This is a genomic window from Spiroplasma endosymbiont of Virgichneumon dumeticola (assembly GCF_964264745.1).
In the GTDB taxonomy this organism is placed as follows: domain Bacteria; phylum Bacillota_I; class Bacilli_A; order Mycoplasmatales; family VBWQ01; genus Spiroplasma_E.
In genome coordinates, this window is the sequence record NZ_OZ183478.1 from 627,927 (window position 1) to 654,864 (window position 26,938).

A 26,938-nucleotide genomic window follows, 5' to 3' on the forward strand; every position below is an offset into this window, starting at 1 on the left:
TTAAATTAAACATAGCATTACAGTTTCAAAACTAGGTATGTTATTGAATTTATATGCAGCTTCTTTTGCATATAAATGAATATGATGTTTTGCAACTTTGATATGTGTTTTAAATGTTCTTCGTATATGTTTTCATACTGATTCAATTTGGTTGGTATTTACACCCGTTTTTGAAACATAGCCATCTTGATGGTTAACTGTTTCATGCTTAGTGAAAACCGATTTCAAATCGCGATATCCTTTTCAAGAATCAGTATGTACATCACACTTTGAAGAAATGTGGTTTATTGCAAACTGCAAAAGATTTTTACTGTTTGCGTTTTTCAATACTTTCACAATCAGATTGTTGGTTGTTTTTTCATAAATACCAACAATCAAGGTTTTGTTCAACAAGGATCTTCCTTGTTTTTTAAACCCATATGTGAAAGATACATTTCATCCATTTGCACTATGCCCTCAACAATGAATTGAGGTTCTTGTTTAGCAATGGCACTTCGGATTTTATGACCCATTCTTCAAGCTGTTTTCAAGGTCACTCCCAATTCTTTTGCAACATCAGTTGATGGAATTCCATGTTTGGTGTTTATTCATCTAAAGATGAGATAAAACCAAGATATTAAAGGTGTTTGTGACTTTGAAAATATAGTGCCCGTGAAAATACTGAATGTTTTATGACATTTCAAACATCTCATTTTTCTTAAATTAGAAGTATTCAAATTAAAACTAGAACACCTAATACATTTGCTTTGTTTCAAACTTGCTATATATGCAAGACATTGTTTTTCAGTTTGAAAAGTATTATTGAACTCATTCAATTTCATTGTTTCCTCCACAAGTACATGTGGGGAGAAGTCCGTTAAATTATATACACATTTTAAAAAAACACTTATTTTATACACAAAAAAGTTAACCTTTTTACTAATTATTTATAACTATGCTTTCCCTAATGAACCAAATTCGGTTAGTAATTCTTTGGCTTTAGTTTTAATAGCTTCCATTCCTGGCTTAAAGATTTTTCTTGGGTCAAAACCTTTATCTTCTTTTAACTTACCAGAGGTAACATATTTTTCAATAGCGTCAGCAAAAACTTCTTGCAACTCAGTGTTAACATTAATTTTGCTAATTCCTAAACTAATAGCTTTTAACACTTGATCTTTGGGAATTCCTGAACCACCATGTAATACCATTGGTTTTTTCGAAGCAACAGATAGTTTTTCTAACACATCAAATTTTAAACCATCTCATTTAGCAGGATATTTACCATGAATATTTCCAATTCCAGCAGCCAAGAAATCAATACCTAAATCAGCAAGTGCCATACAGTCTTCTTCACTAGCGATTTCACCATTACCAATAACGCCATCTTCTTCGCCACCAATAGTTCCAGCTTCTGCTTCTACTGAAGCATGAGTTTTTTTAGCATATGCTACTACTTCTTTAGTTCCTTTTACGTTTTCATTAAATTCTAAATGTGAACCATCAAACATAACAGAACTAAATCCGGCATCCAAAGCTTTCTTACATGATTCTACTGATTGGCCGTGGTCTAAATGTAATGCAACAGACACAGTAATTTTTAAATCATTTAATAAAGCAAATACCATATCGTGAACAGTTTTATATCCGCCCATGTATTTCATAGCACCTTCTGAAACACCAATAATTACTGGTGAATTAGTTTCTTGCGCTATTTCTAAGATTGATTTTGTTCATTCTAAGTTATTAATATTGAAATGGGCAACAGCATATCTACCTGTCTTGGCTTTGTTAATCATGCTTGCTGCACTAACGAATTTTATCATTTTCTTCCTCCTTGAATTATTGTGAATATGTATTTCATAAAAATTATAACAATTTTATGTGTAAAATCTTTATTTAATATTTTATTTAGGCTTTTCTCCCTTTATGTACTATTTTTAAATTTTATCACATAAATGCTGAGAAAAGCCTATCTACGGACTTCTCCCCACATTTTTAAATTAAACATAGCATTACAGTTTCAAAACTAGGTATGTTATTGAATTTATATGCAGCTTCTTTTGCATATAAATGAATATGATGTTTTGCAACTTTGATATGTGTTTTAAATGTTCTTCGTATATATTTTCATACTGACTCAATTTGGTTGGTATTTACACCAGTTTTTGAAACATAGCCATCTTGATGGTTAACTGTTTCATGCTTAGTGAAAACCGATTTCAAATCGCGATATCCTTTTCAAGAATCAGTATGTACATCACACTTTGAAGAAATGTGGTTTATTGCAAACTGCAAAAGATTTTTACTGTTTGCGTTTTTCAATACTTTCACAATCAGATTGTTGGTTGTTTTTTCATAAATACCAACAATCAAGGTTTTGTTCAACAAGGATCTTCCTTGTTTTTTAAACCCATATGTGAAAGATACATTTCATCCATTTGCACTATGCCCTCAACAATGAATTGAGGTTCTTGTTGAGCAATGGCACTTCGGATTTTATGACCCATTCTTCAAGCTGTTTTCAAGGTCACTCCCAATTCTTTTGCGACATCAGTTGATGGAATTCCATGTTTGGTGTTTATTCATCTAAAGATGAGATAAAACCAAGATATTAAAGGTGTTTGTGACTTCGAAAATATAGTGCCCGTGAGAATAATGAATGTTTGATGACATTTCAAACATCTCATTTTTCTTAAATTAGAAGTATTCAAATTAAAACTAGAACACCTAATACATTTGCTTTGTTTCAAACTTGCTATATATGCAAGACATTGTTTTTCAGTTTGAAAAGTATTATTGAACTCATTCAATTTCATTGTTTCCTCCACAAGTACATGTGGGGAGAAGTCCGTTATTTATTAATAATATTTTTAATTAATCCCAAAAATAAAGGATTTGGTTTGTTAATTCGTGAAGTAAATTCAGGATGGTATTGACTAGCAATAAAATAAGGATGAACTTTGGTTGGTAGTTCAATTACTGCTACTAAATTTTCTTTTGCATATGTTCCACTAAAAATTAAACCTTTTTCTGCAAACAATGTTTTATATTCATTATTGAATTCATAGCGATGACGATGACGTTCAATAACTACTGTTTGTTTATAAAGTGTTTTTGCTAATGAACCATCAACTAATGTGGTTGGATAATTTCCTAAGCGTAATGTTCCACCAATTTGGTCAGTTTTAGTTTTACCACGTAGTAAGTCAAAAATCGGACTTGTCGTTTGTTCATTAAATTCAGTAGAATGAGCGTCTTTTAAATTACATACATTTCGTGCATATTCAATACATGCTAATTGCATTCCTAAACATAACCCTAAAAATGGAATTTTATTAATTCGTGCGTAATTAATGGCAAGAATTTTACCTTCAACACCACGAATTCCAAAACCACCAGGCACTACTAATGCTTGGAAGGTACTTAAAATTACTTTTAAGTTTTTACTATCTAATGTTTCAGCATTAATAATTTTATAACTAACTTTGGTGCTAAGATTATAACCAGCAATTTTTAACGATTCAATTACTGATAAATAAGCATCACTTAAATCAGCATACTTGGCAATAATTCCAACAGTAACTTCATGATTCATAGTTTCTAATTTTTTAATTACCAATTGTCATTCTCTCATATCAGGTTTAGTATTATTTAAATTTAATAATTCAGAAATTACAACGTCGGCTTTTTGTTGTGCTAATGATAATGGCACTTTATAAATATTATCACAATCAGGAATCGCCAAAACATTAGCACGTTTAATATTACAGAATAATGATAACTTATCAAATATATGGTCAGGGGGCATAAATTCACTACGACAAACTAAAATGTCAGGTTGAATTCCTAATGATAATAATTCCTTAACTGAATGTTGACTTGGTTTAGTTTTAAATTCACCAATCGCATGTAAATAAGGAATTAAAGTAGTATGAATAACAATAACATTATCATGACCTTTTTCATTTTGTACTTGTCTAATCGCTTCAACGAAAGCTAATGATTCAATATCACCAACGGTTCCACCAATTTCAGTGATAATAACATCGGCTTTACTATTTCTAGCAGATTTAAAAATATGATTTTTAATTTCATCAGTAATATGAGGTACCACTTGCACAGTTTTCCCTTCATAAAATCCATCACGTTCTTTTTGTAAAACTCGCTGATAAACCTTACCAGTAGTAATGTTAGAATCTTTAGTCAGATTTTCATCAATAAAACGTTCATAATGACCTAAGTCAAGATCAGTTTCAGCACCATCACCAGTCACATACACTTCACCATGTTGATAAGGACTCATAGTACCTGGATCAACATTGATATATGGATCAAATTTCTGCATGAAAATTTTAATATTTTTTTGTTTTAAAAGTCTTGCTATTGAAGCAGCAGTAATACCCTTTCCTAGTGATGAAACAACACCACCAGTAATAAATATATATTTTGAATTCATAGTTATTTTTCTCCTAAATGTTAATATGAGTAATATAATTCATATTACTCATCATAGTTGTCTTCGACTATTTTTATACCAATGGCATCATCTTCATCTTCTGATTCATCAAATTCGTCATCATCTAATAATGTTTTAGTTAGGTCTGTCGTTAATGTTAAATCAACAGTCATATCACTGCTATCTTCTTTACTGGTTGGCAGTTCAATTCTTATCATTTGTTCTTTGATTTCTTCTAATGAAACTTCACTACGAGGGTATCAAATTTTATCATTTTTTAAGAAAAAATTAGTATCTAAAATCATGGCAGTGTATAAATCACCACCAACTTTTTCTTCATCCTCTTTAGCAATATTACATTGCTTTTTAACGTGTTTTAAAATTTCTTTAAAATCAGCTTTTTTGTTTTTGCATAAAAATCTATATGCTTCTTCAACTAATGTTGGTTTTTTTTGCATGTTCTAATCACCTTCTACATTGTATATCATAAATTATAAAAAAATGTATTTTTTTACATTTTTTCTGGTGCCTTTACGCCAATCAAATTTAGAGCGTTAGCCATAATTTGTTTTATTGCTAAAACTAAGGTTAATCTTTGTGTTGTTATTAAAGGTTCATCTGGCACAATAACTTTGTATTCATTATAGTACGAATGAAATAATTTTGCTAATTTTTGAATATAATTAGTTAATAAATGGGGTTGATGCTGGTTTTCAATTCTTTGTAAAACTAATAAATACTCATCTAGAGTGATTAATAATTCTTTTTCTTTATGATTAGTTAATAAATTAATTTCATTAACGACCTTAAAGTTAGGTTGATTTTTAATAATTTGATTAATACGAGCATGAACATATTGGGCATAGAAGACTGGATTATCAGTTGTTTGTTTTTTAGCAACTTCTAGTTCAATGTCTAATGATGATTCAATACTTCGCGAAACCATGAAATATCGTAAAGCATCAGTTCCAATAATGTCTAACATATTACGTAAAGTAATCGATGTGCCAGCCCGCTTTGACATTTTTTGTTCTTTACCATTGTCAATAACTTTTACCATTTGCATACATAAAATATCTAAGTTGTTAGCATTATGACCCATCATTGTTAACCCTGCTTTAATACGAGGAATATAACCATAGTGGTCAGCACCTCAGACATTAATTAGTAAATCACTACGTTGATACTTAACATGGTGATATACTAAGTCGGGTAACATGTAAGTATAACTACCATCTTTTTTAACAATAACACGATCTTTATCATCACCAAAAGGTGTGGTTTTTAAGAATAGACCACCATCTAATAAATAGGTATGTCCTTGTTCTTCTAGTTTCTTAATTAAATTAGGAATAATATTATTTTGGTATAAAGTTAATTCAGAAAACCATTTATCAATTTTAATATTGAATTTTTTTAAATCCTTTTTAATTTCGTTTAACATATACTTAATACCAAACTTTTGAAACATTAGACTTGTAGATTCTGCAAAAGGTTCTTTATAATATTTGGTAGCGTGTTCTTTTTTAAAAGCGATAGCTGCATCGTGAATTTCAGTACCACGATAACTTTCTTCAGGTAACTCTAATCTAGCACCACAAAGATTTTGATAGTTAACATAAATTGAATTAGCTAATACACTGATTTGTTTACCTGCATCATTAATATAATATTCACGAATAACATCATAGCCACGTAATGCTAAAATATTAGATAAACTATCACCAATGGCACCATTTCTGGCATGACCTAAGTGTAATAAACCTGTGGGATTAGCACTAATGAATTCAACATTGAAAATAATATTTCTTTTTTCAATACGACCATAATCAAATTTTTCTTTAATAATTTTCATTAATAAAACACTAAAGACTTCAGGATTAATATCAATATTAATAAAACCAGGGGCAACAAAATCAATTTTTTTAATTAACGGATATTTTTGATGAATATGTTTAACCAAAGTTTGAGCAATATCTAATGGTCTTTGCTTATACTTCTTAGCCAACACCATGGCAATGGGAATAGCATAGTCACTTAATGCGCTATTTTTATTAATTTCAACGACAATTAGATTTTCATCTATTTCATATTTAGTATTAACTAGTGCATCTTTAACAATATTTGTTAACTCATTAATAACATAACTATTCATAAAACATTTAAACTCCTTTCTCAATACACAATCTCTTTATTATACTTACATTTTCAGTTTATATCACATTAAATAATAAAAATAAAGTTTTTTTACAAAAGTTGTTCAATAGCATTGTTAACATATTGCATAAATCCAATTCTAATTAAAAATTCCAAGATGGCAACATCATCATAACTTAAACTAATTAATTCTTGATAGTTACCAAATATTTGATTATCTAAAACATTCCGTAGTTTTTCATTTACTTTATGTGGATCATCAGATTTACTAATTCCTGATACTTTTGCTAATTCAACATCAATATTCTTTTGTGTTATTTGTTCTTGATGCTGTTCTTCAATATCATATAATTCAATTAGCTTTAAATATAACTCTTGTAGTAAACTTAGACCTTGCACAAAATTAGTTAATAACTCTTGTTCATTAATAATATCTGATGTTAAATTGCTAAAATAACTATGATTATCATCAGCTTCATAACGTGCTGCTTGACCACCGGGATTAATTTGTTCAAAGTAACGTAAACGTTCACGAAGATTTAGCAAAATATTACTCATATTCTTATCTTCAACTCTTGTCGTACTAATAAGTTTAATTAAGCGTACTAAGTTGTGAAAATTAAATTTTTTCTTTTTGGCCGAAGCTTCAACTTGGATATATTTGCGTAAACAATGTTTTAATTTTAATTCTAGTGATTGATAAACAGAAAATAAAATAATATGAAAGTTATGGTAGCCAATACCTTTTTTAATATTTAAAATCGCATTAACAGCGTACATATTAGCACGATCATTATCGTTGCCAAGTACACTAGTTAAATTAAGTGTACGTGGTAAATATTTAATAACAATTGTTAATACCTCTTCAAATTTGATTTGTAATTCTTTACTATCTAAATAAGGAATATTGCTTTTAACTGATTTTAAATCATTATATTCCGCGCCAATAAAAAGAAAAGCAAAAATAGCAAAATAAGTAACTATTTTTTCGTCATTATTTTCTCACGTTAGATTTAAAGTTTTAATTGCACCATCTAGTTTTTCCTTATTAATTAGCACACCTAAAACAATAACTAGTTCTTGAGTTTCCAAATCATATTCTTGAGCTTTAAGATAAAAATCACTAGGTGTTAAATCTAAAACTTGAGGTTTTAATAAAACTTTTTGAACTGTGGTTCTAATTTCCATGATAACCTCTTTACAGTAGTATTTATTATCAACTTTTAATTTGGTAATTTTAATATAATTATTCATATACAGTATAGAAATTTTTGTTTTAAAACAAAAAAAGTGCGTGTATAATTTAATAGATACTTATAAGATAGAAGATTTAAGTATTGACAATTAGTAGTTAGTAATAACTACTATTTTTTTTAAAAAAATACGTAGTAGTTTGAATTTTAGTGGGACTTTGTAAAATTTGTGAAAGTTTTTCTAAAGGTACGTAGTTACCATTAGTAGTTTTAATTAAAATAGGGTCTTTAGTCAAATCATAAAGTACATTATTTAATCTTCGTTTAAAACCTTTATCGGTGGTAGTAACATTAATTTTTAATGAATCTACTTGTTCTTGCCATTCGTGACAAAAGAGAATAGTTTTAGCAATATCTAGCAAGACACTATCTTGTTCTAATAAAATAATATCTTGTAATAATTTGATAATGGTAGCATCGGTTCAACTTAAATAAGTAGTGATATTAATCTTATTACCTATAAAAATTGGCATAAATTCATCAACATTAATTGCAAAATTATAATTTTTATCATTATGCAATGTTGTTAAATGACTAAATAATTGTTGTAAATAACTATCAAAGACAATTCCACTTTTATGATAGTAGACTTGTGAATACATATGAAATCTAGTTATTAAATAGTTTTCAATAGCAGAAATAGCTTTTTGAGAAAAAGTTAATCCAACTTTAACATCAATAATCATACTAGTTATAATTCATTCTAAATCAATACTTCCAAAATTAACACCTGTGAAATAACCATCACGCATTAGATAATCAATACGGTCACAATCTAATTGTGAAGATACTAATTGAATTTGATATTTAGGATGGTTAAGATAGTTCTTTTTAATAATGCCAATAATAGTGTCAACATCAATTTTAAATTGTTTTAAAATGCTATTAATTTCAGTATTGCTATCTTTAATAATATCACAACTATATTGCTCATGAGTAAATTGATGCTTACTAACGTTATTAAGATTTAATATTTTTTCAAAACTATGAGAAAAAGGACCATGACCTAAATCATGTAATAAACCAGCAATTTTAATACTTATTTTTTCTTCATTACTAATCTGTTCAGAACCAGTGACTTCATTAAGAACTCGATTTAAGATATGATAAACACCAAGGCTATGTCCAAATCTCGTATGAGTAGCGCTAGGAAAAGCAATTTGAGCTCCTCCAAGTTGACTAATTCATCTTAGTCTTTGAAATTCTTTACACCCGACAAGCGCCTTAATGACTGGTTCACTAATGTTAATATTTTTATGAACAGCGTCACGAATGAAAGTTTGTTTAAAATGAATATTTGGCATATGATTATCCTTTCATAATAAAAGTTTTTGGTTAAGTTCCGAATCTTGTGTAAATTTATTTTTACAGAGCAATATTTCTCATATCAAATAAATTTAGTTTAATTTATTGTACCATACTTAAAAGTTGGTAGGTTAATCTTATCTAAAATTAATTTTAAAATTCTTATAGTTAATAATTTTAAAAAGTTTATAGGTTTATAAATTATTTTTCGGACTTCTCCCCACATTTTTAAATTAAACAGAGCATTACAGTTTCAAAACTAGGTATGTTATTGAATTTATATGCAGCTTCTTTTGCATATAAATGAATATGATGTTTTGCAACTTTGATATGTGTTTTAAATGTTCTTCGTATATGTTTTCATACTGACTCAATTTGGTTGGTATTTACACCAGTTTTTGAAACATAGCCATCTTTATGGTTAACTGTTTCATGCTTAGTGAAAACCGATTTCAAATCGCGATATCCTTTTCAAGAATCAGTATGTACATCACACTTTGAAGAAATGTGGTTTATTGCAAACTGCCAAAGATTTTTACTGTTTGCGTTTTTCAATACTTTCACAATCAGATTGTTGGTTGTTTTTTCATAAATACCAACAATCAAGGTTTTGTTCAACAAGGATCTTCCTTGTTTTTTAAAACCCATATGTGAAAGATACATTTCATCCATTTGCACTATGCCCTCAACAATGAATTGAGGTTCTTGTTTAGCAATGGCACTTCGGATTTTATGACCCATTCTTCAAGCTGTTTTCAAGGTCACTCCCAATTCTTTTGCAACATCAGTTGATGGAATTCCATGTTTGGTGTTTATTCATCTAAAGATGAGATAAAACCAAGATATTAAAGGTGTTTGTGACTTTGAAAATATAGTGCCCGTGAGAATACTGAATGTTTGATGACATTTCAAACATCTCATTTTTCTTAAATTAGAAGTATTCAAATTAAAACTAGAACACCTAATACATTTGCTTTGTTTCAAACTTGCTATATATGCAAGACATTGTTTTTCAGTTTGAAAAGTATTATTGAACTCATTCAATTTCATTGTTTCCTCCACAAGTACATGTGGGGAGAAGTCCGAAATTGAATATGATTTACAAGATAATGAACAAACATTAAAAGTATTTATTAGTTAGGAAGTGAAATAATGCAAAAACAAAAACAAGAAAAAGTATTATTAAAATGTATTGTTAAAGATTGTAATAAAAAAGTATTAATTAAATTACAATCTACAGATTTAGAAGAAGCATCAATTCAATTTTTTAAAATGTGTAAAAAACATCAATTAGATTTTAATAATAAAGTAAAAGAAATAAAAGAATATTATGATAATAAAATAAAAATTAAGGAGTAAATAATGAATTTATGAGACTTTTTAAAATATAGTGATAAATATAATGTTTTTAAAATATATACAAAAAATACAGAAATATATTTTTCATGAAATGGTGGAAGTAGTGAATTAGATGATGACCGTACTTTATTAGGTTATGAATTAGCAGATTGAAAAGTATTATCATATAAACAATATCCAGAAGAAATTAAAGTTTTTATTGAATTAGATAATCAAGAACTGTGTAATTATAATCATTTTCCAAAAACAAAAGAAGAAAGATTAAATTATAATAAGGAGTAAATAATGAAAATTAAATGAAAGAAAATAGGTTATAAAAAATTACATAAACATAAATTAAAAATTGAAAGAAATAAAAGAAGAGAAAATAAGGAGTAAATAATGACTAAATGAGATTTTGCAAAATGATTAATGGAACAATGATTAGAAGCAAGAAAAAATAATGATAAAGAATATATGCAAGTAATAGAAGATAGTTTTACTGAATTTAATTAAGATTAATAACTAAATTATCTATATTAAATATATAAAATATCATATGAAAGGAAATAAATAATGGAAAATAAAATACTAATTGTTATTACTATAGAAGATTTAGTTAATATTTTAGATAATAATTTAAAAGATAATAATTCAATAAAAATATTAAAAGAAATAATTGATAAAAAATATCATTATTGAATTATGGAAGAAAAAGAAAATACAGATTTAGAATTACTTAAATTAAAAGTAATTAATAACTAAATTATCTATATTTAATAAATATTTATGATATAAAAATAATATAAACTTAATATAAGTTTTTAACTCATTACTTTATTTTAAAGTAAATGAGTTTTTATTTTGAAAGGAGTCAATTAAATATGAATAAGAAAATTTTATGTGGAACATTATCAGGAATAATAATTGGAGGTATGGGATTTACCTTTTCATTTTTAAAATTTTTTGAAAAAAATATAGAAATAAGAACAAATAAAAATTTTGATATTGATTTATCTATTATTGCATGTATAGGTTCGTTTGTAGGAGGATTTTCTGGCTTTTTAGTTAGTAGCTTAATTTCTGATTGTATAGAGGAACGTTCAGAAAGAGAAGCTTATAGAGAATTTTTTGAAAGTCAAAGAATAGAAAATATTCCAAATCAATTGGTAAACGAATCAACACCATTATTACAAGAACACATATTAAATATAAATAATGAAGAAAATTTATTAAATACCAATAATCATTCTAATCATAATCATTGTATTATTTTATAAATTAAAAAGTTACCTTATTGGTAACTTTTTAATTAGATTGTGAGGAAATGTTAGTTTCAATTTTTCTAGTTTTTAAAATTAATCAAGTTATTACAAAAGTAAATGAACAGAATAACATTAACACTAACATTTTTATTAAAAAATATCTATCGCTATTAAAATAAATTCCTATCTTATCAGTTAAAATATTTAAATTGCTAAAATAATTATCTCAATAAATTAATGTTATTAAATAATATAACGCTATAAATAAAAATATAATACTAAAAACTATTAATAATGTTTTTTTTCTTTAAATTTTATTTTTTTAAACTTTTTTTCATTTAAATATACTCCATAAAAATAATTAACTTTTAAGATTATAACATAAAAATATTTTTTTATCTTGCATTTAATACTATTTTAGTAATATTCGTTTTTATAGTATTTATATATCTCATACCATAAGTTGAAAACGAACTTATTGCAGTGTAATTATCTCATCTACATTCAATTTTACCTAAATTGGCTTGTAAATAAAATAGGCTTTTCTCCCTTTATGTACTATTTTTAAATTTTATCACATAAATGCTGAGAAAAGCCTATCTACGGACTTCTCCCCACATTTTTAAATTAAACATAGCATTACAGTTTCAAAACTAGGTATGTTATTGAATTTATATGCAGCTTCTTTTGCATATAAATGAATATGATGTTTTGCAACTTTGATATGTGTTTTAAATGTTCTTCGTATATGTTTTCATACTGACTCAATTTGGTTGGTATTTACACCAGTTTTTGAAACATAGCCATCTTGATGGTTAACTGTTTCATGCTTAGTGAAAACCGATTTCAAATCGCGATATCCTTTTCAAGAATCAGTATGTACATCACACTTTGAAGAAATGTGGTTTATTGCAAACTGCAAAAGATTTTTACTGTTTGCGTTTTTCAATACTTTCACAATCAGATTGTTGGTTGTTTTTTCATAAATACCAACAATCAAGGTTTTGTTCAACAAAGATCTTCCTTGTTTTTTAAAACCCATATGTGAAAGATACATTTCATCCATTTGCATTATGCCCTCAACAATGAATTGAGGTTCTTGTTTAGCAATGGCACTTCGGATTTTATGACCCATTCTTCAAGCTGTTTTCAAGGTCACTCCCAATTCTTTTGCAACATAAGTTGATGGAATTACATGTTTGGTGTTTATTCATCTAAAGATGAGATAAAACCAAGATATTAAAGGTGTTTGTGACTTTGAAAATATAGTGCCCGTGAGAATACTGAATGTTTGATGACATTTCAAACATCTCATTTTTCTTAAATTAGAAGTATTCAAATTAAAACTAGAACACCTAATACATTTGCTTTGTTTCAAACTTGCTATATATGCAAGACATTGTTTTTCAGTTTGAAAAGTATTATTGAACTCATTCAATTTCATTGTTTCCTCCACAAGTACATGCGGGGAGAAGTCCGATAAAATATTCAACTTAAATTATTATCTACAATACTCATACTAATACATGATTTATTTTCATAACTTTCATCTACTTTTGTGCCAGTACCAAAAAATATAGATAGATTAAAATTATAACCAATTAATTCATAAGGCATTTGTCTATTATCACTAAAAAAATAATTATATGCCATACCAGAAGTAGTATCACTATTTGCTGTGTGATATCAAGTATTTTCATAAAGATTTTCTTGGGGTTTATCTTTATTAAATTTTAAATCTTTTAACTCGATAGTGGTGCTGGTATCTTCTATTTTAGCAGGATTAAAACTTTCAATACTTGAATATTTTATTAATTTATTATCTGGTGAATTTTGTATTTCTTCTTTAGTTTCAATATTATAACCATAATATATAGTTATACTTTTATAATATCTTTGTAAATCATTAAAAGTATTAATTAATAATGTTGGGTCTAATAATGATTTTCAATTAATTTCATAATTAACTAATTTATTTGGATTATTTTTTTTCATTCGTTATTATTAGATTTATATGGTCTAACATTTATATTTGTTAAGGGAATATTATTTGCTGTCATTTCTATTTTTAAATCTGGAATTATTATAATAGTTTTTGCTATGTTTTGTGGACTTGGTGGTAATATTTCTGCTGGATAACTAAATGTAGTTTCTTCAGTTTCTTTATATTCATCATGATTTAATTTATATAAAGTAGTTCAATTAAAAGCATTATTAGTTAAAGCACCTTTATTTTTATATCTAAATTGTGCAACTGAAAGTTCATTATAATCACCTTGATAAGTAAATGGATTATCACTATAAAATGTATGTCTTTCTTCACCTTGATGTAATGATTGAGTTACAATTGTATCAATAATATAAGCATAATTTGAACCATCAATAACTCCATTAGGGGTAGGATTTCATTGACAATCTGTATCTTCATTAGTTAATGGTGAAGCTATATCTAAAAACTCTGTATCTTCTGCTAAAATATAAACTTTATTATTTTTCTTTTGTGATAAATCAACTGTACTGATTTGTTCTTTAGTTGTTAATTTATGACCAGTAGTAGGGTCTCATGGATATACTGATATTCTATCACTTAATTTCATAGTCATAGCAGTTGTAGAAACATTTGCTCCTAATAATTTACCAATAGCAAAATCATTTTCATTAGCAAAAGCATTTAATGGAATTAAACCACCATTACCAATAATATTTTCTAAATTATTTGTAAAAAATGCACTCATAAAACCATTAAAATATAACATTTTTTATATTGTTGATTATTTTTATTAATAATAAAAACCAATTGGAATACCTAAACTTAAAACATTTAATAATTTACCAATTAATGGTATATCACTTAAAGCAAATGGTAATCATTGTACACTATCATAAGGCATTTTTATTAAACTACTAAATACTACTGAATTAAAATTTAATATAGCACTCATATATTTTTGACTTATTTTAGAATAATCTACAGTTGGTGAACCAATAATTAAATTAGTATCTGGGTCTTTATATTTAAAATTACTAGACATATCTACATTATAGCTACCAGTTAAATTATTAATATTTCATTCACTATCTCAAAAGAATTTAGCTTCTCCAATTGCACTACCATTACTATTAGTTGCTTTTGTTTTATCAAATGCTAACATACCTTTAAAATCTTTTGTAACAAATAAATTATCTTGAAAATTTAATGAAATTTTTAATCATTCTGTAAAATTTTTAAAATTAGTAAATCCAGTAGGTTTAGCATCCATTAAATTATAAAATGTAGTTTCTGGATGACTATTAGTAGTTATTTTATCATTTATACCAGCAAGTAAACCACCATTAGTTTTCGTACCTGTTGTAGATTTTTCATTATTACCAGCAATAAATAATCTTCTTGAAGCAAATACTTTTTGTTCAAATATTTATTTATTTTCTTGTTGTATTGGTGCTTGACCTTGTATTATAGGTCTACCATAATAATAACAACTTGATAATAATTCTAAACCATAAGATTGTATATGACTATATCTTACTCCAATATCACGCATTAAAGTACGATTTAACGTTACTTCTCCTTCTTAAATAGTAGGGAAAGCATAACCACTACCTGGGCTTGCATATTGTACATAATCAAGTGTATTTTGACCACTTGCTACTGCTCTATCATTAACTGAACTAAAAGTTAATACTTGCATACTAAATTCACCATTATAAGGACTATAATAATTAGTTACATTTGAAATATATAATAATTGTCTATCTTGATTTTTACCTGTATTACCACCAATATTTTCATTTTTATCATTAAATACACAAAAAAATTGTAAATAATCATCTACTGTAATTTGTTCTTCAAACATAACTAATGTATATTGTCTTGTAGTAGAAATTGTTTTAAATAAACTATTATTAGGTAAACCACCAAAATCTACACCACTTGTATCATCAATTAAATAAGCATTTCAATAATCACCAATTTTATATTGTTTAGTATAAAATTCATCTTGGCCTGTTGTTTTATGTGTTACTGGGTCTGTTATACCTTTATTTTTTTGATATATATTAGTACTTTTTTTCAAATACATACAACTGGAGTATTACCAGAAAGTATTAATTCATATTGACCAAAATCACTAATTTTACTATTTATAGGTTTATAACCAGTTTCAGTTAAAGGTATTGCACCATTATTAATTATAAATGGAAATATTTTTCAATGACTTAAACGTTTAATTATTGCTTGTTGTCTCTTTAGATGTAGATGTGCGTGTTTCATTAATTGAATTCGTTGATGATTGCTCATTTTCATTATCTCCTAATTCTTTATTTAATTTTTTATTTTCTGTAATAATAGTTTCTAATTTATTTTCAGCCATAAGTTGGTCAATATTATCATATTCACCAATGGCTTCAGTTACTGTCATTGTGCTATTATTTAATCTTGAATTAATAATTTGGTCTTGTATAATTTGGTCAGTCATTGCTATAGGTATAAATTTAAATGAATAAGGTCTTTCACCAATACCATTTCATAAATTTTCACTAATAAGAAGTAAATCAAATATACGATAAAAATAAGCACTATAAAATGCTATTTTAATTTCTGTTGTTTCCATATCAAATTTATTATTAAACATACTTTGTGTTTTATTAGTATAAACATCATTACCATGTTCATCATAATCATAACCTGCACCATTAAATATTACTTTAGCAGTACCATTATAATCTAATCAATATTCACTAAATTTAGGATTACCTTGTATAATTTGCATACCACCATTACCATTTTTATCATATCCAGCACTACCAACATTAACTATCATATCTTTTTTAGGATTTTCAATAATATTACCATTTTCTTGCATTTCTTTTGCTGTTTCATTATCTAATGAAGCAAATAAAGTAGTAACATTTAATTGGGCGTATCAAGTTAATGGTTAGATTAATAAGAACTTAAATGAGAGATAATACTCTCATTTTTAATTGTTAAACAATTATAATTAATTATTTTGATAAATCTGTACTTTATGAAAGTAATTAATTATTACATAACTAAATAAAAAATTATTAAAGGCTATAGTGCAGATATAACTAATAGTAATTTTTGTCATGCTCTTTTAAAATTTAAGAAATTTTGGTTCCCTTCCCCCTACAACCCCCTACCCTTGGCTTTGCTACTTACAGTAGCATAAGCCTTACGTAGTAGTAGAAGATATAAGTATTTAGTATATAAGCCTATTATCACTGTAAGTGATAAGGCTTATACGTAATAGAAAGGAAATATATATGACAACTATTAATTTAGAATTAAAAAGTAAAGTTAGAGAAACAGAGAAAGGTATATTATTAGAAATTGGTGAATATGAAACATGATTTTCTACACAATATACTACTATTGATAATAAAAATAAAAAAATATTAATAAAAATATTTGAAGATTGAAATTATAAATTAGGTAAAAAATCTATTACAAATGATATTTCTAGTATTAAAGGTAGTGAAATTTTAAAATATGTAAAAAATATACCAAATGTTACTGCTAATGAAAATGAATTAATATCTTGTGAATTTTATGAACAATATAATGGTTATTATATTTTTAAAAATGATAAAGAAGAAGAATGTTTTAAATATAACATTACATGAGAACAAGATAGAAAAAGTTTTAAAATAAATAATCCATATAATCATAATGATTTATTCATAAATTATATAGTAACACCAATGAAAGATATATTAACTCATAATGAAAAAATATTTTATTTAAAATATTAGAAAGGAATGAATATCTATATGTATTTATGAAAAGAAAACCTTGAATATAAAAAAACTTATTTAAATAATATTATTACTCATAGTTGTGATATTTGTCATAAACAATCTTCAGTTGCTAATAGAACTTGTAATAAATGTTTTTATAAATTAATGGGTGAAAATAATGAAATGTAATATTCATAATGAAAAATATATTTGAATTAGTGAAATAGATAATTCTTATTATTGTAATAAAGATATTAATGAAATGATTGAAGAAGATATACATTTAACAAGTGATAATTCTGATAGTTTATATAACTATTATATTAATGAATTACAATTAGAAAATTTTTAAGGAGAAATAAAATGACTAGAAATGAATTTAATGAAAAATATATAAAACATGATATCAAAATTGATAGAGATTTTGATTTACATATTGAGAATTGTTTTAAATTTACTGAAATTAACATATTATAAGAAGCAATTAATGATTATAAAAAAATAATTAATGAAATGCCACAATTAGTTAAAGATTGATTGTTATTTTTAAAATAATTAAGAAAGGAGAAAAGATAATGCAATATGCTTATTTATTAAAATATAAAGTTCATTATACTGATGAAATAAAATATAAAGTATTTACTAAAATTGAAAATGCTATTAATTTTCATAAAAATTATAAACATCCTATATTAAATGATACTTATGAAAGAATAGTTACTACAAAAGCATTTATTACAAATTATGAAATATTAGTAATGGAATTAGATATTAAAGGAGTGAATAATAATGGATAAATTAAGAAATTATTTAGAATTACAACTTACAGTGAAAGAATATATTAATATTAAAGATTTATTAAAAGATATAGAGGATGGTGATTTTAATGCCAGCACATAAGAAAAAAATAGAAGATTTAATTAATAAACAAATTTTTGTTAGATTAACTAAAGAAGAACATTATGAATTAAAAAAACTTTGCTTAGAAAATAATAATATGTCAATTACTAATTTTGTAAGGAATTTAATTAAAAATGCAATTAAACAATCAAAATAATAATTTAATTTTTAAAAAAGATACACATCAATATTTTTTAAATAATCAAGAAAAAATATCAGTATCTAAAATTATTCAATATTATTTATATAGTAATAAAAATCCTTATGAAAATGTACCTTTTGATAGATTAGAAAATGCTAGATTAAGAGGAGAAACTGTTCATAAAGTAGCAGAATTATATTTTAAAAATATAAATATTAATAATATTAAAGATAAATTAATAAATAATATTAGGCTTTTCTCCCTTTATGTACTATTTAAATTTTATCACATAAATGCTGAGAAAAGCCTATCTACGGACTTCTCCCCACATTTTTAAATTAAACATAGCATTACAGTTTCAAAACTAGGTATGTTATTGAATTTATATGCAGCTTCTTTTGCATATAAATGAATATGATGTTTTGCAACTTTGATATGTGTTTTAAATGTTCTTCGTATATGTTTTCATACTGACTCAATTTGGTTGGTATTTACACCAGTTTTTGAAACATAGCCATCTTTATGGTTAACTGTTTCATGCTTAGTGAAAACCGATTTCAAATCGCGATATCCTTTTCAAGAATCAGTATGTACATCACACTTTGAAGAAATGTGGTTTATTGCAAACTGCAAAAGATTTTTACTGTTTGCGTTTTTCAATACTTTCACAATCAGATTGTTGGTTGTTTTTTCATAAATACCAACAATCAAGGTTTTGTTCAACAAGGATCTTCCTTGTTTTTTAAAACCCATATGTGAAAGATACATTTCATCCATTTGCACTATGCCCTCAACAATGAATTGAGATTCTTGTTTAGCAATGGCACTTCGGATTTTATGACCCATTCTTCAAGCTGTTTTCAAGGTCACTCCCAATTCTTTTGCAACATCAGTTGATGGAATTCCATGTTTGGTGTTTATTCATCTAAAGATGAGATAAAACCAAGATATTAAAGGTGTTTGTGACTTTGAAAATATAGTGCCCGTGAGAATACTGAATGTTTGATGACATTTCAAACATCTCATTTTTCTTAAATTAGAAGTATTCAAATTAAAACTAGAACACCTAATACATTTGCTTTGTTTCAAACTTGCTATATATGCAAGACATTGTTTTTCAGTTTGAAAAGTATTATTGAACTCATTCAATTTCATTGTTTCCTCCACAAGTACATGTGGGGAGAAGTCCGATATTAATTATGAACAAATACAAAATAATATAAATAATTTAGATAAGTTGGTATTTAGTAATGAATAAATACTTATTATCAGTAGACCCAAGTATGAAAAATACTGGGTTTACATTATGAGAAAAAAATATAAGTAAAGATTGAAAAAAAAATCAAGATAATACACCATATGAATATTGAAAACCAATATTAATAGAAAGTTATAGTTTTAATAAGAAAAGTGAAGTTAATTCTTTTATTACAAATAATTTTAATGATTTAATTAATGATTTTATTTTTTCAATGTTAACTGTTAAAAAAAATACTTTTTTACAACAAAGTGATATTGATAATATACTGAGTAAATTAACTTTAATTATTGAACGTGGTATATTTAATCCAAAAATGGGTCGTGGTAAAGAAACTTTAGACCATTTAAGAGGTTTTATTGCTGGACAATTTAATAAATTATTAACTAAAGATATGTTAATTAGTAGTAGTGAATGAAGAAAATGATATTTAAATCAAGAAAATATTATTGATACATTAATTTATAATGAAAATGAAAATATAGGGATTGCAAATCATCCTAATAATAAATGAAATAAAGATTTATCTATAAAAATTGTTAATTATTTAACTATTATAAATAATCGAAATATAAAAATATCAAATCATGATGAAGCAGAAAGTTTATTAATTGGTTGATATTATTTAAATAAGGAAGTGAAATAAAATGACAGTATATTGATGTAATGAATGCGAAATTGCCTATTGTAATGAATACTATGGTAATAAATGTGAATGTTACCAATGTCTATTAAACATAAAATGGGAGAAGGAGAATAAATAATGATTTGTTATTACTGTAATAAAAAAGCAAGTATTAAATTAAATAATAGAAAATTAAAAGATAAAGATACTAAATTTGAAATGTATTTATGTAATAAATGTTGAAATAATGAAGATTTTGATTAATAGGAGAATAAATAATGAATACTAAATTAAAATGTATTGTTAAAGAATGTAATAAAAAAGTATTAATTAAATTACAATCTACAGATTTAGAAAATACTTCTATTCAATTTTTTAAAATGTGTAAAAAACATCAATTAGATTTTAATAATAAAGTAAAAGAAATAAAAGAATATTATGATAATAAAATAAAAAATAAGGAGTAAAAAATGAAAAAATATTTATTTATTTGTTCTTGTGATAATGTTTATCTTAGTTTATGAAGAGCAATGTTACATCAAAATTTTCATAAAAGTAAAATTACAGTTTATTTAATAATTTAATAAGAAAAAATTTATAAAAGGAGTAAAAAATGACTAAATGAGATTTTGCAAAATGATTAATGGAACAATGATTAGAAGCAAGAAAAAATAATGATAAAGAATATATGCAAGTAATAGAAGATAGTTTTACTGAATTTAATTAAGATTAATAACTAAATTATCTATATTAAATATATAAAATATCATATGAAAGGAAATAAATAATGGAAAATAAAATACTAATTGCTATTACTATAGAAGATTTAGTTAATATTTTAGATAATAATTTAAAAGATAATAATTCAATAAAAATATTAAAAGACATAATTGATAAAAAATATCATTATTGAGTTATGCAAGAAAAAGAAAATACAAATTTAGAATTACTTAGAGAAATGGCACTTAATAATTAAATTATGTATATTTAATAAATATTTATGATATAAAAATAATATAAACTTAATAATAGTTTTTAACTCATTGCTTTATTTTAAAGTAAATGAGTTTTTATTTTGAAAGGAGTCAATTAAATATGAATAAGAAAATTTTATGTGGAACATTATCAGGAATAATAATTGGAGGTATGGGATTTACCTTTTCATTTTTAAAAGTTTTTGAAAAAAGTATAGAAATAAGAACAAATAAAAATTTTGATAATGATTTATCTATTATTGCATGTATAGGTTCGTTTGTAGGAGGATTTTCTGGCTTTTTAGTTAGTAGCTTAATTTCTGATTGTATAGAGGAACGTTCAGAAAGAGAAGCTTATAGAGAATTTTTTGAAAGTCAAAGAATAGAAAATATTCCAAATCAATTGATAAACGAATCAACACCATTATTACAAGAACACATATTAAATATAAATAATGAAGAAAATTTATTAAATACCAATAATCATTCTAATCATAATCATTGTATTATTTTATAAATAAAAAAGTTACCAATAAGGTAACTTTTTAATTAGATTGTGAGGGAATAGTATTTTGTTTAGATTTTCTTTTGAATTTAAACTTGTAAAAATTTATTTTAAATTTATCATGCCCTATTTCTTTTATTAAATTATCACATTTATTCTTAATAATAATCAAAGCTACTACTAATCCAATAAAATTTAAGCCTATAAATAATAATATTATACCTAAAGAATGATTTTTCTTACATAAACTAATACCAAAAGGAATAGAAAATAACATTATCCATGCATAAATAATACATATTATTATTATTAAATAATTTACATCAACTTTCATAGTTTTCCTTTCATAAAGGTATTAAAACCTGATTAATAATATATTTTAATATTAACATATTATTTAAATTATTGTGAATTAAATACTATTTTATCAATACTTAAATAATATTTATTTATATATCTTAAAATTTGAGAATCATGAAAACTAGGATTTAATGTATTACGGTCTTGATATATCACTTGTACTTGAGTTATTATAGGAAACATCTGTATTTTAAATTTAAATTCTTTATCACTAATATCACAAAAACCTAAATAAGTATAATTATCTTTTTCCATCATTAATGGTTTAAGAAGTTTAGCTTCTGATTTAAGCGAACATTTAGAAATTGTATATAATCAATCAATATTATTTGGTTCTTTTGCTATTACTGAAACTCCATAATTATCAAACACATAACTTTCACTGGCTGGGTATTCTATAATTTTATAATTATCATAATTATTTGATGTTTTAATTTCATTATAAGTATTTAGTTCAGATAAATTTTTAGTAAAAAAATAACTTTGTGATTTTGTAGGTATAAATTGTTCTGAAGTTAAAAGATTATTTTTATTACCTTGTTTACTTTCAATTGTTTAGTAGTCTCATGATAGATAAATATCTATACTTTTATAATATCTTTTTAAATCATTAAAAGTATAAATTAATAATGTTGGGTCTAAATAATCTTTAAAATTAATATCAATTTCTAAATTTTTTAAATTTTTATTATTATTAATTCATGTATTTTTATCATATTCTAAATGCTCTTTGTCCTTATATAATAAAGTTGGATATGAATTCACTGTTTCTGTTATACTTGGATTTTTTGGAATTATTATAATAGTTTTTGCTATGTTTTGTGGACTTGGTGGTAATATTTCTGCTGGATAACTAAAGGTAGTTTCTTCAGTTTCTTTATATTCATCATGATTTAATTTATATAAAGTAGTTCAATTAAAAGCATTACCAGTTAAAGCACCTTTATTTTTATATCTAAATTGTGCAACTGAAAGTTCATTATAATCACCTTGATAAGTAAAAGGATTATCACTATAAAATGTATGTCTTTCTTCACCTTGATGTAATGATTGAGTTACAATTGTATCAATAATATAAGCATAATTTGAACCATCACTAACTCCATTAGGGTTAGGATTTCATTGACAATCTTTATCTTCATTAGTAAATTGACTTGCTATATCTAAAAACTCTGTATCTTCTGCTAAAATATAAACTTTATTATTTTTCTTTTGTGATAAATCAACAGTTGATATTTGCTCTTTTACACTTAATTTCTTCCCAGTAGTAGGGTCTCATGGATAAACACTAACTCTATCACTTAATTTCATAGTCATAGCAGTTGTACTAACATTTGCACCTAATAATTTACCAATAGCAAAATCATTTTCATTTGTAAATACATTTAATGGAATTAAACCACCATTACCGATAATATTTTCTAAATTACTTGTAAAAAATGCAGACATAAAACCATTAAAATATAACATTTTTTTATATTGTTTAACATTTTGTGTAATAACTCAACTACTTCAAATACCTAATGTTAAAGCATTTAATAATTTACCAATTAATGGTATATCACTTAATGCAAATGGTAATCATTGATTTGAATCATAAGGCATTTGAATTAAACTACTAAATACTACTTAATTAAAATTTAATATAGCACTCATATATTTTTGGCTTATTTGTGAATAATCTACAGTTGGTGAACCAATAATTAAATTAGTATCTGGGTCTTTATATTTAAAATTACTAGACATATCAACATTATAGCTACCAGTTAAATTATTAATATTTCATTCACTATCTCAAAAGAATTTAGCTTCTCCAATTGCTGTACCATTACTATTAGTTGCTTTTGTTTTATCAAATGCTAACATACCTTTAAAATCTTTTGTAACAAATAAATTATCTTGAAAATTTAATGAAGTTTTTAATCATTCTGTAAAATTTTTAAAATTAAGATAACCAGTAGGTTTTGCATCCATTAAATTATAAAATGTAGTTTCTGGATGACTATTAGTAGTTATTTTATCATTAATACCTGCTAATAAACCACCATTATTTTTAATTGATGTACTTGAATGGTCATTATTACCAGCAATAAATAATCTTCTTGAAGCAAATACTTTTTGTTCAAATATTTCTTCATTTTCTTTTTGTATTGGCGCTTGACCTTGAATAATTGGTCTACCATAATAATAACAACTTGATAATAATTCTAAACCATAAGATTGTCTATGACTATATCTAACTCCAATATCACGCATTAAAGTACGATTTAACGTTACTTCTCCTTCTTGAATAGTAGGGAAAGCATAACCACTACCAGGGCTTGCATATTGTACATAATCAAGTGTATTTTGACCACTTGTTACTGCTCTATCATTAACTGAACTAAAAGTTAATACTTGCATACTAAATTCACCATTATAAGGACTATAATAATTAGTTACATTTGAAATATATAATAATTGTCTATCTTGATTTTTACCTGTATTACCACCAATATTTTCATTTTTATCATTAAATACACAAAAAAATTGTAAATAATCATCTACTGTAATTTGTTCTTCAAACATAACTAATGTATATTGTCTTGTAGTAGAAATTGTTTTAAATAAACTATTATTAGGTAAACCACCAAAATCTACACCACTTGTATCATCAATTAAATAATCATTTCAATAATCACCAATTTTATATTGTTTAGTATAATATTGATTTTGACCTGTTGTTTTATGAGTAGTTAGGTCTGTAATACCTTTATTTTTTTGATATATATTAGTACTTTTTTTTCAAATACATACAACTGGAGTATTACCAGAAAGTATTAATTCATATTGGCCAAAATCACTAATTTTACTATCAATAGGTTTATAACCAGTTTCAGTTAAAGGTATTGCTCCATTATTAATTATAAATGGAAATATTTTTCAATGACTTAAACGTTTAATTATTGCTTGTTGTCTCTTTAGATGTAGATGTGCGTGTTTCATTAATTGAATTCTTTGATGATTGCTCATTTTCATTATCTCCTAATTCTTTATTTAATTTTTTATTTTCTGTAATAATAGTTTCTAATTTATTTTCAGCCATAAGTTGGTCAATATTATCATATTCACCAATGGCTTCAGTTACTGTCATTGTGCCATTATTTAATCTTGAATTAATAATTTGGTCAGTCATTGCTATAGGTATAAATTTAAATGAATAAGGTCTTTCACCAATACCATTTCATAAATTTTCACTAATAAGAAGTAAATCAAATATACGATAAAAATAAGCACTATAAAATGCTATTTTAATTTCTGTTGTTTCCATATCAAATTTATTATTAAACATACTTTGTGTTTTATTTGTATAAACATCATTACCATGTTCATCATAATCATAACCTGCACCATTAAATATGGCTTTAGCAGTACCATTATAATCTAATCAATATTCACTAAATTTAGGGTCACCTTGAATAATTTGCATACCACCATTACCATTTTTATCATACCCTGCACTACCAACATTAACAAACATATCTTTTTTAGGATTTTCTGCAATATTACCATTTTCTTGCATTTCTTTAATTACATCATTAGGTAATGAAGCAAATAAAGTAGTAACATTTAATTCTCTTTCTAATCTTTTTTGTCTAATAACACGATTTAAATCATATATTAAATCTCATACTGCTGTACAATCTGGATATGCATTTAAAGTAGTTGCATTACCATATAAATTTATAATTGGTAAATTAGTTATCGGACTTCTCCCCACATGTACTTGTGGAGGAAACAATGAAATTGAATGAGTTCAATAATACTTTTCAAACTGAAAAACAATGTCTTGCATATATAGCAAGTTTGAAACAAAGCAAATGTATTAGTTGTTCTAGTTTTAATTTGAATACTTCTAATTTAAGAAAAATGAGATGTTTGAAATGTCATCAAACATTCAGTATTCTCACGGGCACTATATTTTCAAATTCACAAACACCTTTAATATCTTGGTTTTATCTCATCTTTAGATGAATAAACACCAAACATGGAATTCCATCAACTGATGTTGCAAAAGAATTGGGAGTGACCTTGAAAACAGCTTGAAGAATGGGTCATAAAATCCGAAGTGCCATTGCTAAACAAGAACCTCAATTCATTGTTGAGGGCATAGTGCAAATGGATGAAATGTATCTTTCACATATGGGTTTAAAAAACAAGGAAGATCCTTGTTGAACAAAACCTTGATTGTTGGTATTTATGAAAAAACAACCAACAATCTGATTGTGAAAGTATTGAAAAACGCAAACAGTAAAAATCTTTTGCAGTTTGCAATAAACCACATTTCTTCAAAGTGTGATGTACATACTGATTCTTGAAAAGGATATCGCGATTTGAAATCGGTTTTCACTAAGCATGAAACAGTTAACCATCAAGATGGCTATGTTTCAAAAACTGGTGTAAATACCAACCAAATTGAGTCAGTATGAAAATATATACGAAGAACATTTAAAACACATATCAAAGTTGCAAAACATCATATTCATTTATATGCAAAAGAAGCTGCATATAAATTCAATAACATACCTAGTTTTGAAACTGTAATGCTATGTTTAATTTAAAAATGTGGGGAGAAGTCCGTAGATAGGCTTTTCTCAGCATTTATGTGATAAAATTTAAAAATA

General features: G+C 25.2%; 44 protein-coding genes. 18 read left to right on the top strand and 26 right to left on the bottom strand.

Features of this window, described 5'->3' with window-relative positions; translation table 4 throughout:
* The 12 genes from ACFEL4_RS04000 to ACFEL4_RS04055 all read right to left on the bottom strand — a co-directional run bounded on the left by ACFEL4_RS04000 (position 1) and on the right by ACFEL4_RS04055 (position 10,200).
* On the bottom strand, positions 1 to 390 hold the full coding sequence (locus ACFEL4_RS04000; RefSeq protein WP_375316929.1) for an IS1595 family transposase: 390 nt from the start codon (positions 388 to 390) through the stop codon (positions 1 to 3).
* The gene (locus ACFEL4_RS04005; protein ID WP_375317043.1) at positions 285 to 821 is read right to left on the bottom strand and encodes a hypothetical protein; all 537 of its coding nucleotides are present in this window, start codon (positions 819 to 821) and stop codon (positions 285 to 287) included. The genes ACFEL4_RS04000 and ACFEL4_RS04005 overlap by 106 nt, the downstream gene beginning before the upstream one ends.
* Positions 822 to 932: 111 nt before the next feature.
* Entirely contained in the window at positions 933 to 1,802 is an 870-nt protein-coding gene (gene fba / locus ACFEL4_RS04010; RefSeq protein ID WP_375318209.1) for a class II fructose-1,6-bisphosphate aldolase, read from the bottom strand.
* A gap of 172 nt (positions 1,803 to 1,974) precedes the next feature.
* Positions 1,975 to 2,364: an IS1595 family transposase gene (locus ACFEL4_RS04015; RefSeq protein ID WP_375317577.1), complete on the bottom strand. Its 390-nt coding sequence runs from the start codon at positions 2,362 to 2,364 to the stop codon at positions 1,975 to 1,977.
* A complete protein-coding gene (locus tag ACFEL4_RS04020) occupies positions 2,259 to 2,795 on the bottom strand; it encodes a hypothetical protein (RefSeq protein ID WP_375318210.1) in 537 nt (178 codons plus the stop codon). Before ACFEL4_RS04020 ends, ACFEL4_RS04015 begins: the two co-directional genes overlap by 106 nt.
* A 35-nt stretch (positions 2,796 to 2,830) precedes the next feature.
* Positions 2,831 to 4,435 (bottom strand): CTP synthase, encoded by a 1,605-nt coding sequence (locus ACFEL4_RS04025; protein WP_375318211.1) that lies wholly within the window; start codon positions 4,433 to 4,435, stop codon positions 2,831 to 2,833.
* Positions 4,436 to 4,479: 44 nt separating this feature from the next.
* Positions 4,480 to 4,893, bottom strand: a complete 414-nt coding sequence (locus ACFEL4_RS04030; protein ID WP_308149954.1) for a hypothetical protein — start codon at positions 4,891 to 4,893, stop codon at positions 4,480 to 4,482.
* A 53-nt stretch (positions 4,894 to 4,946) separates the two neighbouring features.
* Entirely contained in the window at positions 4,947 to 6,590 is a 1,644-nt protein-coding gene (gene argS / locus ACFEL4_RS04035; RefSeq protein ID WP_375318212.1) for an arginine--tRNA ligase, read from the bottom strand.
* A 92-nt stretch (positions 6,591 to 6,682) separates the two neighbouring features.
* Positions 6,683 to 7,780 carry a hypothetical protein gene (locus ACFEL4_RS04040; protein ID WP_375318213.1) on the bottom strand — a complete coding sequence of 366 codons (1,098 nt, stop codon included), beginning with the start codon at positions 7,778 to 7,780 and terminating at the stop codon, positions 6,683 to 6,685.
* Between the two features lie 163 nt (positions 7,781 to 7,943).
* Complete coding sequence (locus tag ACFEL4_RS04045) at positions 7,944 to 9,149, bottom strand: HD domain-containing protein (protein ID WP_375318214.1); 1,206 nt, start codon at positions 9,147 to 9,149, stop codon at positions 7,944 to 7,946.
* A 98-nt stretch (positions 9,150 to 9,247) separates the two neighbouring features.
* Complete coding sequence (locus tag ACFEL4_RS04050) at positions 9,248 to 9,376, bottom strand: hypothetical protein (protein ID WP_375318215.1); 129 nt, start codon at positions 9,374 to 9,376, stop codon at positions 9,248 to 9,250.
* Positions 9,377 to 9,378: 2 nt separating this feature from the next.
* Positions 9,379 to 10,200 carry an IS1595 family transposase gene (locus tag ACFEL4_RS04055; protein ID WP_375318216.1) on the bottom strand — a complete coding sequence of 274 codons (822 nt, stop codon included), beginning with the start codon at positions 10,198 to 10,200 and terminating at the stop codon, positions 9,379 to 9,381.
* 102 nt (positions 10,201 to 10,302) lie between these two features.
* Between ACFEL4_RS04055 and ACFEL4_RS04060 the strand changes: the two genes are divergently transcribed.
* The 4 genes from ACFEL4_RS04060 to ACFEL4_RS04075 all read left to right on the top strand — a co-directional run bounded on the left by ACFEL4_RS04060 (position 10,303) and on the right by ACFEL4_RS04075 (position 11,768).
* Positions 10,303 to 10,509, top strand: coding sequence for a hypothetical protein (locus ACFEL4_RS04060; protein ID WP_375318217.1), 207 nt, complete (start codon positions 10,303 to 10,305; stop codon positions 10,507 to 10,509).
* Positions 10,510 to 10,512: 3 nt separating this feature from the next.
* Positions 10,513 to 10,791 (top strand): hypothetical protein, encoded by a 279-nt coding sequence (locus ACFEL4_RS04065; protein WP_375318218.1) that lies wholly within the window; start codon positions 10,513 to 10,515, stop codon positions 10,789 to 10,791.
* 273 nt (positions 10,792 to 11,064) lie between these two features.
* Positions 11,065 to 11,253, top strand: coding sequence for a hypothetical protein (locus ACFEL4_RS04070; RefSeq protein ID WP_375318219.1), 189 nt, complete (start codon positions 11,065 to 11,067; stop codon positions 11,251 to 11,253).
* A 119-nt stretch (positions 11,254 to 11,372) separates the two neighbouring features.
* A complete protein-coding gene (locus tag ACFEL4_RS04075) occupies positions 11,373 to 11,768 on the top strand; it encodes a hypothetical protein (protein WP_375318220.1) in 396 nt (131 codons plus the stop codon).
* Between the two features lie 607 nt (positions 11,769 to 12,375).
* Here ACFEL4_RS04075 and ACFEL4_RS04080 read toward each other — a convergent pair.
* From ACFEL4_RS04080 to ACFEL4_RS04115, 8 genes are all read right to left on the bottom strand, one after another.
* Entirely contained in the window at positions 12,376 to 13,197 is an 822-nt protein-coding gene (locus tag ACFEL4_RS04080) for an IS1595 family transposase (protein WP_375318221.1), read from the bottom strand.
* A complete protein-coding gene (locus ACFEL4_RS04085; RefSeq protein ID WP_375318222.1) occupies positions 13,137 to 13,748 on the bottom strand; it encodes a hypothetical protein in 612 nt (203 codons plus the stop codon). The genes ACFEL4_RS04080 and ACFEL4_RS04085 overlap by 61 nt, the downstream gene beginning before the upstream one ends.
* On the bottom strand, positions 13,721 to 14,488 hold the full coding sequence (locus ACFEL4_RS04090; protein ID WP_375318223.1) for a hypothetical protein: 768 nt from the start codon (positions 14,486 to 14,488) through the stop codon (positions 13,721 to 13,723). The genes ACFEL4_RS04085 and ACFEL4_RS04090 overlap by 28 nt, the downstream gene beginning before the upstream one ends.
* Before the next feature lie 45 nt (positions 14,489 to 14,533).
* The gene (locus ACFEL4_RS04095) at positions 14,534 to 15,013 is read right to left on the bottom strand and encodes a hypothetical protein (RefSeq protein ID WP_375318224.1); all 480 of its coding nucleotides are present in this window, start codon (positions 15,011 to 15,013) and stop codon (positions 14,534 to 14,536) included.
* 156 nt (positions 15,014 to 15,169) lie between these two features.
* Positions 15,170 to 15,295, bottom strand: coding sequence for a hypothetical protein (locus ACFEL4_RS04100; protein ID WP_375318225.1), 126 nt, complete (start codon positions 15,293 to 15,295; stop codon positions 15,170 to 15,172).
* Positions 15,296 to 15,325: 30 nt separating this feature from the next.
* On the bottom strand, positions 15,326 to 15,832 hold the full coding sequence (locus ACFEL4_RS04105; RefSeq protein WP_375318226.1) for a hypothetical protein: 507 nt from the start codon (positions 15,830 to 15,832) through the stop codon (positions 15,326 to 15,328).
* The gene (locus ACFEL4_RS04110) at positions 15,784 to 16,023 is read right to left on the bottom strand and encodes a hypothetical protein (protein WP_375317364.1); all 240 of its coding nucleotides are present in this window, start codon (positions 16,021 to 16,023) and stop codon (positions 15,784 to 15,786) included. Before ACFEL4_RS04110 ends, ACFEL4_RS04105 begins: the two co-directional genes overlap by 49 nt.
* Complete coding sequence (locus tag ACFEL4_RS04115) at positions 15,977 to 16,615, bottom strand: hypothetical protein (RefSeq protein ID WP_375318227.1); 639 nt, start codon at positions 16,613 to 16,615, stop codon at positions 15,977 to 15,979. The genes ACFEL4_RS04110 and ACFEL4_RS04115 overlap by 47 nt, the downstream gene beginning before the upstream one ends.
* Before the next feature lie 421 nt (positions 16,616 to 17,036).
* Here ACFEL4_RS04115 and ACFEL4_RS04120 point away from each other — a divergent pair, with 421 nt between their 5' ends.
* The 6 genes from ACFEL4_RS04120 (at position 17,037) to ACFEL4_RS04145 (ending at position 18,889) form a co-directional block, all read left to right on the top strand.
* Positions 17,037 to 17,525 (top strand): hypothetical protein, encoded by a 489-nt coding sequence (locus ACFEL4_RS04120; protein ID WP_375316908.1) that lies wholly within the window; start codon positions 17,037 to 17,039, stop codon positions 17,523 to 17,525.
* 6 nt (positions 17,526 to 17,531) lie between these two features.
* Positions 17,532 to 17,699, top strand: a complete 168-nt coding sequence (locus ACFEL4_RS04125; RefSeq protein ID WP_375317664.1) for a hypothetical protein — start codon at positions 17,532 to 17,534, stop codon at positions 17,697 to 17,699.
* A complete protein-coding gene (locus tag ACFEL4_RS04130; protein WP_375316906.1) occupies positions 17,689 to 17,862 on the top strand; it encodes a hypothetical protein in 174 nt (57 codons plus the stop codon). Before ACFEL4_RS04125 ends, ACFEL4_RS04130 begins: the two co-directional genes overlap by 11 nt.
* A 223-nt stretch (positions 17,863 to 18,085) precedes the next feature.
* On the top strand, positions 18,086 to 18,307 hold the full coding sequence (locus tag ACFEL4_RS04135; RefSeq protein WP_375318228.1) for a hypothetical protein: 222 nt from the start codon (positions 18,086 to 18,088) through the stop codon (positions 18,305 to 18,307).
* 89 nt (positions 18,308 to 18,396) lie between these two features.
* Positions 18,397 to 18,567 carry a hypothetical protein gene (locus ACFEL4_RS04140; RefSeq protein ID WP_375316903.1) on the top strand — a complete coding sequence of 57 codons (171 nt, stop codon included), beginning with the start codon at positions 18,397 to 18,399 and terminating at the stop codon, positions 18,565 to 18,567.
* Positions 18,545 to 18,889 carry a hypothetical protein gene (locus ACFEL4_RS04145; RefSeq protein ID WP_375318229.1) on the top strand — a complete coding sequence of 115 codons (345 nt, stop codon included), beginning with the start codon at positions 18,545 to 18,547 and terminating at the stop codon, positions 18,887 to 18,889. The genes ACFEL4_RS04140 and ACFEL4_RS04145 overlap by 23 nt, the downstream gene beginning before the upstream one ends.
* Here the strand turns inward: ACFEL4_RS04145 and ACFEL4_RS04150 are convergent.
* Positions 18,886 to 19,707, bottom strand: coding sequence for an IS1595 family transposase (locus ACFEL4_RS04150; RefSeq protein WP_375318230.1), 822 nt, complete (start codon positions 19,705 to 19,707; stop codon positions 18,886 to 18,888). The two genes, ACFEL4_RS04145 and ACFEL4_RS04150, sit on opposite strands and share 4 nt — an antisense overlap.
* Between ACFEL4_RS04150 and ACFEL4_RS04155 the strand changes: the two genes are divergently transcribed.
* From ACFEL4_RS04155 to ACFEL4_RS04180, 6 genes are all read left to right on the top strand, one after another.
* Entirely contained in the window at positions 19,688 to 19,810 is a 123-nt protein-coding gene (locus ACFEL4_RS04155) for a hypothetical protein (RefSeq protein WP_375318231.1), read from the top strand. The genes ACFEL4_RS04150 and ACFEL4_RS04155 overlap by 20 nt on opposite strands.
* A complete protein-coding gene (locus ACFEL4_RS04160) occupies positions 19,803 to 20,456 on the top strand; it encodes a hypothetical protein (protein ID WP_375318232.1) in 654 nt (217 codons plus the stop codon). The genes ACFEL4_RS04155 and ACFEL4_RS04160 overlap by 8 nt, the downstream gene beginning before the upstream one ends.
* Before the next feature lie 117 nt (positions 20,457 to 20,573).
* A complete protein-coding gene (locus ACFEL4_RS04165) occupies positions 20,574 to 20,699 on the top strand; it encodes a hypothetical protein (protein WP_375318233.1) in 126 nt (41 codons plus the stop codon).
* A gap of 14 nt (positions 20,700 to 20,713) precedes the next feature.
* The gene (locus ACFEL4_RS04170) at positions 20,714 to 20,902 is read left to right on the top strand and encodes a hypothetical protein (protein WP_375318099.1); all 189 of its coding nucleotides are present in this window, start codon (positions 20,714 to 20,716) and stop codon (positions 20,900 to 20,902) included.
* Positions 20,903 to 21,222: 320 nt separating this feature from the next.
* Complete coding sequence (locus tag ACFEL4_RS04175; protein ID WP_375318234.1) at positions 21,223 to 21,411, top strand: hypothetical protein; 189 nt, start codon at positions 21,223 to 21,225, stop codon at positions 21,409 to 21,411.
* A gap of 119 nt (positions 21,412 to 21,530) precedes the next feature.
* Positions 21,531 to 21,926 carry a hypothetical protein gene (locus ACFEL4_RS04180; protein WP_375318097.1) on the top strand — a complete coding sequence of 132 codons (396 nt, stop codon included), beginning with the start codon at positions 21,531 to 21,533 and terminating at the stop codon, positions 21,924 to 21,926.
* Between the two features lie 28 nt (positions 21,927 to 21,954).
* On the opposite strand, the gene ACFEL4_RS04185 is transcribed toward ACFEL4_RS04180, so the two are convergent.
* The 5 genes from ACFEL4_RS04185 to ACFEL4_RS04205 all read right to left on the bottom strand — a co-directional run bounded on the left by ACFEL4_RS04185 (position 21,955) and on the right by ACFEL4_RS04205 (position 26,055).
* Complete coding sequence (locus ACFEL4_RS04185; protein ID WP_375318235.1) at positions 21,955 to 22,248, bottom strand: hypothetical protein; 294 nt, start codon at positions 22,246 to 22,248, stop codon at positions 21,955 to 21,957.
* A 68-nt stretch (positions 22,249 to 22,316) separates the two neighbouring features.
* Entirely contained in the window at positions 22,317 to 22,646 is a 330-nt protein-coding gene (locus tag ACFEL4_RS04190) for a hypothetical protein (RefSeq protein ID WP_375318095.1), read from the bottom strand.
* A gap of 183 nt (positions 22,647 to 22,829) precedes the next feature.
* Positions 22,830 to 23,879: a hypothetical protein gene (locus ACFEL4_RS04195; RefSeq protein ID WP_375318236.1), complete on the bottom strand. Its 1,050-nt coding sequence runs from the start codon at positions 23,877 to 23,879 to the stop codon at positions 22,830 to 22,832.
* 24 nt (positions 23,880 to 23,903) lie between these two features.
* On the bottom strand, positions 23,904 to 25,259 hold the full coding sequence (locus ACFEL4_RS04200) for a hypothetical protein (protein WP_375318237.1): 1,356 nt from the start codon (positions 25,257 to 25,259) through the stop codon (positions 23,904 to 23,906).
* Positions 25,213 to 26,055 (bottom strand): hypothetical protein, encoded by an 843-nt coding sequence (locus ACFEL4_RS04205; protein WP_375318238.1) that lies wholly within the window; start codon positions 26,053 to 26,055, stop codon positions 25,213 to 25,215. Before ACFEL4_RS04205 ends, ACFEL4_RS04200 begins: the two co-directional genes overlap by 47 nt.
* Between ACFEL4_RS04205 and ACFEL4_RS04210 the strand changes: the two genes are divergently transcribed.
* The gene (locus ACFEL4_RS04210; protein ID WP_375317642.1) at positions 26,055 to 26,591 is read left to right on the top strand and encodes a hypothetical protein; all 537 of its coding nucleotides are present in this window, start codon (positions 26,055 to 26,057) and stop codon (positions 26,589 to 26,591) included. The genes ACFEL4_RS04205 and ACFEL4_RS04210 overlap by 1 nt on opposite strands.
* Positions 26,486 to 26,875, top strand: a complete 390-nt coding sequence (locus tag ACFEL4_RS04215) for an IS1595 family transposase (protein WP_375317577.1) — start codon at positions 26,486 to 26,488, stop codon at positions 26,873 to 26,875. Before ACFEL4_RS04210 ends, ACFEL4_RS04215 begins: the two co-directional genes overlap by 106 nt.
* Positions 26,876 to 26,938 lie beyond the last annotated feature (63 nt).